Source organism: Slackia sp. (genome assembly GCF_977041755.1).
Map to the genome: position 1 here is coordinate 1 of NZ_CDRRGL010000118.1, position 5,552 is coordinate 5,552.

Sequence of the window (5,552 nt, forward strand, 5' to 3'; positions counted from 1 at the left end):
CGGCTGCTTTTCCACGGGAACGCTTTCGCCCGTAAGCGCCGATTCGTCCACCGCGGCCGAGCCCTCGACAACCGTACCGTCGAGCGGCACTGCTTGGCCCGCACGCACCACGAGCACGTCTCCGACCTGCACCTGTTCAAGGGGCACCTCAACCTCAGTTTCTCCCTCGCGCCGCGTTGCAACCTTAGGAGAAAGGTCGAGAAGAGACGAAATCGCATCGGTCGTTTTGCCCTTCGCGCGTGCCTCGAAATATTTGCCCAGCGTGATGAGCGTCAAAATCATGCCGGCCGATTCGAAATACAAGTCCATCACGGCCATATGCGCCGCGTCGATGTCGCCCGCTCCCATTCCAATGCCAATGCGATAGATGGCCGCAATGCCGTGCACAGTCGATGCCGTGGCGCCAAGCGCGATGAGCGAATCCATGTTGGGGGCGCCATGCGCAAGGCTTTTGAAACCGCCGCTGAAATATTTGAAGTTCACCGCGATAACGGGAATGAGCAGCAAGAACTGCGTGAATGCAAACGTGATCATGTTCTCGTGGCCCAAGAAGCACGCGGGAAGCGGCCACGAGAACATGTGGCCCATAGAAAGATAGAACAGCGGAATGGTGAACACGAACGAAACAATTAGGCGGCGGCGCATGACCATCTCGGCTTCGGCCGCCTTTTTGTTCGCCGCCTCTCGCGCAGCTTTGGCCGCAGAAACGCCGCCCTGCGTGGCAGATTGCGCGCCCTCGCCTGCCGCGGCACGCGGCTCGGCGCCGTAGCCCGCTTTATCAACGGCGGCACTGATAGCCGCATTCACCCGAGCAACCGCATCCGGCGATTCGTCGGCGTAGGTAACCTCCATGCTGTTTTTCAACAGGTTCACGGCAACTTCGGCCACGCCATCGACCGACGCCGTGGCTTTCTCGACGCGAGTCTTGCACGCCGCGCATGTCATTCCCGTTATATCGAACGCCTGCTTCATATTTACTCCCAGCCAGCACGCCCTCGCGGACATCTTGCCTTTCAGAACCCGCCTACCCTCAGTCACGGCCACAAGGCCGCTCCTCTCGGGCAGGCGGAACCTTCAAGGCAATCTGCACCACGAGGCCGCGCTTAGTTTTTTTCGTCAGTTGGCTCTTTACGGCTACATGAATTTCTTGATGAGCCGCATGGCCTCATCGACCACCTCGACGTTGCCGGCGCGCACCTGCTCCACCACGCACGTTTCCATGTGGTCTTGCAAAACGATTTCGGCGATGCGATGCACGGCCGACTCCGCCGCCGCGAGCTGCACCAGCACATCGCCGCAATAGCGATTGTCGGCAATCATGTCTTTTACGCCATTGAGCTGGCCAATCGCGCGGTTTAGACGCTTGGTCAAATCGTGTTGCAGATCATCGGCACGCTCGGTTTCCTTATGCCGGCACGCACAGCACTGTTTCATCTCTTCGGCCATAACAACTCCGCTCTTCAAAACAAGCACACGCAAACCCGAAGCGACAAACGCACTTTCCGTTCCACAATGCGCAAACAGCATTATATACCCCCATGGGGTATATACAAGTAAAAGTTACCTCAGGTTTCAGGGCATCGGATCACGGCTTAAACAAACCCGATTCAACAGACAAAGCCCCGCCCGGACAAACCGAGCGGGGCTTGCGTTGCTTTTACATGCGGCCATACGGGAGGGAGGGTCGCCACATGGAAAGCAATGGAATTATTGAGCTATCGATTACTTGGAGCCGAGCATCTTACCTACAACGTAGCCCTGAGTATGGCAACGGCCGAGGGAAAGGCCGGGCAAATCCATGGGATAGTCGGGGCTGCCGAAGAAGTTGCCGGCACAATTGCCGATAGAATACAGGCCCTCGATAGGATTGCCATCCTTATCAAGCACTTGCATCTCGCCATTGACGTTCACGCCATGGACGATGGTAGACAGGCGAATGTGACGATGGATGCCGTAGAAGGGGGCCTGCTTGATAGGCTTCAGCCACTTGGCGGGCTTGCCCATATCTTCGTCAACGCCGGCATCGACGAGCTCATTGTAGCGAGCAACCGTCTTCACGAACGCGTCCACGTCAGTAAGGCCAAGCTTCTTGCCGAGTTCCTCGATGGTGTCCGCCTTGAAAGTCGCAGCCAAATCGGGGTACACGCCCTTCTTCTCGCCCGGCTCCTCAGGCATGTACGCCTTAATGGCCTCGGGGTCATAGAGCTTGCCCGGCCAGTCAGCGCAGTCGGTCATATAATTCGAATCAAACACCTGCGTGTAATAGCCGTTGTCCTCTTCGCTCGTAAGGAAGTTGCCGTTGTAGGCCATGGCGCTACGTGCCTCATTGCAGAAGCGGGTGCCGTCATTTTTCACAGTCAAGAACGGCATGTCGGCCATAGAGCCCGGGCCCGCGTCGAAGTCATGCTGCACCTTGGAGCCGCATACGCTCTCCATGCGGCCGCCAGCCCATACCATCATCTTCTGGCCATCGCCAGTCTTATTGGTCTCCTTGCGATCAAGATGATTCATATCGGGGTTGTAGTAGGCCATCATCTCATCATCGTTGGTATAGTCGCCCGTCGCGACAACGACGCCGTTTTTCGCATTGAACTGCACGTAATCGCTGCCGTCTTTGCAGATGACGCCCACAACCTTGTCGCCATCTTTCACGAGCTGCTCCGCTGGGCAGGAATAGAAGATCTCAAGCCCATCTTTGCCGTTGAAGTAGTCGCACAAATCGCGCATGCCGCTACCGGTGTTGTAAGGTTTCGGGCCGAAATCAAATGCGAAATAAGAAACAGGCTGCTCGTCGATAACCGAGATGTTGCTCGTCCATTTCTTGGTGGTGTCGACGACTTGGCAGCCGGCTTCGGTCGCCTTATCCCACAACCAATGCAGAGCTTCGCCGGAATTGTTTGCCCACAGCTCAAGCTGATCGCGGTGCGAACGCCATGCGCACTGCTCGGTGAGCCACGACATCACAGCAGCCTTGCCGGCGGCACTCGTGGAGGCCTCGAGCGAGTCGCACGTATTGCCCTGAGAAACCGCCTGGCTCTCTTTCTGAATAAGCGCAACCTTCGCGCCTGCATCGGCCGCGGCCAGCGCGCACGGCACACCTGCGGCGCCTGCGCCAATTACGACCACGTCAAATTCCTTGGTCTCCTTGACGTCTTTAATGGGTTCGGGAGCCTGGAAGAAGCTCGGCAAACCGTCGGTATCTTTAGAAGCGGCAGCCGGAGCGCTCTTCGACGATCCGCCCGACGGAGAGCAGCCCGCGAGCATGCCTGCGCCGGCCGCTCCAACGGCTGCGATGCCGCCGAATTTAAACAAATCGCGACGTGAAAGTTCCATGATATCCCTCCTGTTATTTCTCGTTGGCAGCCCGTTCTCCCCGAACAGACCACCGCCGTTCCCCTTCGGAACGCCCTAAAATCTAGGCGGAAACAGGAGACAAAGCATCGACCGAAATCGATTTTATGGGGTTATTTTTCTATAACCCCCTATATAACCCTCGGCCGACGTGCAAAAATAGCTCTCGAACGCACTATCGGGGAGGGATTGTGCCGAAGCAAACGCCGTGCGATACGCATGAAATTGAACCTATAAAAAACGACAAATGCGATGAACTGGACGCAAGTCTTGCCGAAGAGCTCAGGGGCTCGCTGCTATTCGGGTACATTCCCGTGGTGCCGCTCGCTTTCTTGGGCCTCGGCATCTATCGAGCCTGGATCGAAATCGCCTTCGTGGGCACGTTCGTGCCTTTCCCTTTCAGCATGGCGACGCCTCGCGACCTTTTCGACTCGATCATGGTGCTCACCGTAGTGCTGTGCGCGATTTTCGCCAAGAAGCTCAAAACACTCGTTGGTCGGCGCAGCGCTCTTACGATGACGGGCATTTTGCTCACTACGTCTACGGTACTCTCGTTTTCGGCATTCTACGCGCCGAATATCGCGACCGAGCTTGGAACGGCGTCGGGAATCGTTGGCGGCGTAGGCATCGCGTTCATGATTGTCATATGGAGCGAAATCTATGGCAGCCTCAACCCATTTCGCGTCGCTGCCTATTATTCGCTTTCTATCGTAGCCGGAGCGCTCGTCATTTATGTATATGAGGGCTTTAAATTTGAATGGCTCTTCGTTATGACGGCGCTTCTTCCGCTCGTCTCGTTACTCTGCGCACATTCCGCACTCCTCCATATCCCGAAATCAGATCGCCCCGCTCGCCGCGAAGCGACCGAGTTTTCCATACCTTGGAAAGCAGTATTTCTCATGGCGGCATACGCATTCGCCTATGGCCTGCTAGAAATGAGCTCCTATTCAGGAGGATTCGGACCGCACTCGTCGCCCGGAACGCTCTTCGCCGCACTCGCGATTTTCCTTGGCGTATGCATTCGTGGAAAGCATTTCGATTTCGGGCTTATCTATCGAGGGGCGCTGCCCATCACCGTGGCGGCATTCCTGCTGCTTCCCGCGTTCAACCTATTTAGCGAATCGGTAAGCTCCTTTTGCATTTCCGCCGGCTACACTATGCAATCAATACTGATTATGATCATCATTGCCAGCATCTGTTATCGCTATGGCGCATCGCCCATCTGGCTCTTCGGCATCGAGCGCGGCGTCCGCCAGATTTTCATGCTGCTCGGTCGCGATACAAGCCAGGCTTTAGGATCAATCGGCGTTGCCCCCGCAAACATCGAGGTAGTTACCAGTACGCTCGCGGTTATTTCCATCGTTGCCGCCACGATGATTTTCATGTCGGAAAAGGAGCTTTCGAGCAATTGGGGCGCCGTCCCCGTCACGCCCGAGACGCAATCAATTCTCACGGTAGAGCCACGAACGAAAACGCCTGCCGAAAAGAAGCACGAACTCGCGACGCGCGTAGCGACCGTCGCGCGCGAGTATAAGCTATCGACGCGCGAAGAAGAGGTGCTCCTGCTGCTCGGGCAGCGCAAAACCGTGGGGATCATCGAGCGCGAGCTGTTCATCGCGAACGGCACGGCGAAGGCCCATGTTCGCCACATTTATCAGAAGCTCGACATCCATACGCGCCAAGAGCTGTTCGACATGCTCGGCGTCGAAACCGAGCACGAATCAAACAAGCAATCCTCGACTTCGTCATAAAAAATGCTCCGCTCGATTTCTCGAGCGGAGCATTTCCGCCTATTGCTTGAGCGAATGGTGCGCCCCAGACGCCATGATTGATTTTCTCGAGCCAGCCGACACGCGCAACGCCACCGCGCTTCACGTATTGCGCCGCAAGCCTCGCGACCCAAGCTCCACGCTGAGCCTCGTCACGCTGCGGGATTCCTCGCCCACGCCGCGCAACGCATCGCTTTACTCAGCGGGAACCTCATAGGTCTGCTCGCCGGCAGCGGCCTGCCCGTGTTCGTCGGCCGCGGCCTGCGGGTTTTCAACCTTGCAGGTGTAGCCATCGACGATATCAGAGTCGATGGTAACCTTCGAGCCCTCCATCACACGACCGGCAACAATCTCATTCGCCACGCGATCGACGACCTCACGCTGCACCAAACGCTTCAGCGGACGCGCGCCATACACCGGATCGAAACCGTC

5 protein-coding genes are annotated in these 5,552 nt (G+C 57.0%); 1 reads left to right on the top strand and 4 read right to left on the bottom strand.

Annotated features, from left to right (window positions below):
- The 3 genes from ACWI8T_RS07865 to ACWI8T_RS07875 all read right to left on the bottom strand — a co-directional run.
- A partial coding sequence (locus ACWI8T_RS07865; protein WP_449138539.1) for a heavy metal translocating P-type ATPase occupies nt 1–972 on the bottom strand: 972 nt, incomplete at its 3' end.
- Between the two features lie 162 nt (nt 973–1,134).
- The gene (locus ACWI8T_RS07870) at nt 1,135–1,446 is read right to left on the bottom strand and encodes a metal-sensing transcriptional repressor (RefSeq protein WP_114614707.1); all 312 of its coding nucleotides are present in this window, start codon (nt 1,444–1,446) and stop codon (nt 1,135–1,137) included.
- Nucleotides 1,447–1,722: 276 nt separating this feature from the next.
- Nucleotides 1,723–3,333: an FAD-binding protein gene (locus ACWI8T_RS07875; protein WP_329936255.1), complete on the bottom strand. Its 1,611-nt coding sequence runs from the start codon at nt 3,331–3,333 to the stop codon at nt 1,723–1,725.
- 209 nt (nt 3,334–3,542) lie between these two features.
- Between ACWI8T_RS07875 and ACWI8T_RS07880 the strand changes: the two genes are divergently transcribed.
- On the top strand, nt 3,543–5,102 hold the full coding sequence (locus ACWI8T_RS07880; RefSeq protein ID WP_449138540.1) for a LuxR C-terminal-related transcriptional regulator: 1,560 nt from the start codon (nt 3,543–3,545) through the stop codon (nt 5,100–5,102).
- Nucleotides 5,103–5,315: 213 nt separating this feature from the next.
- On the opposite strand, the gene ACWI8T_RS07885 is transcribed toward ACWI8T_RS07880, so the two are convergent.
- Nucleotides 5,316–5,552: hypothetical protein (locus ACWI8T_RS07885; protein WP_449138541.1), on the bottom strand; the 237-nt coding region annotated here is incomplete at its 5' end.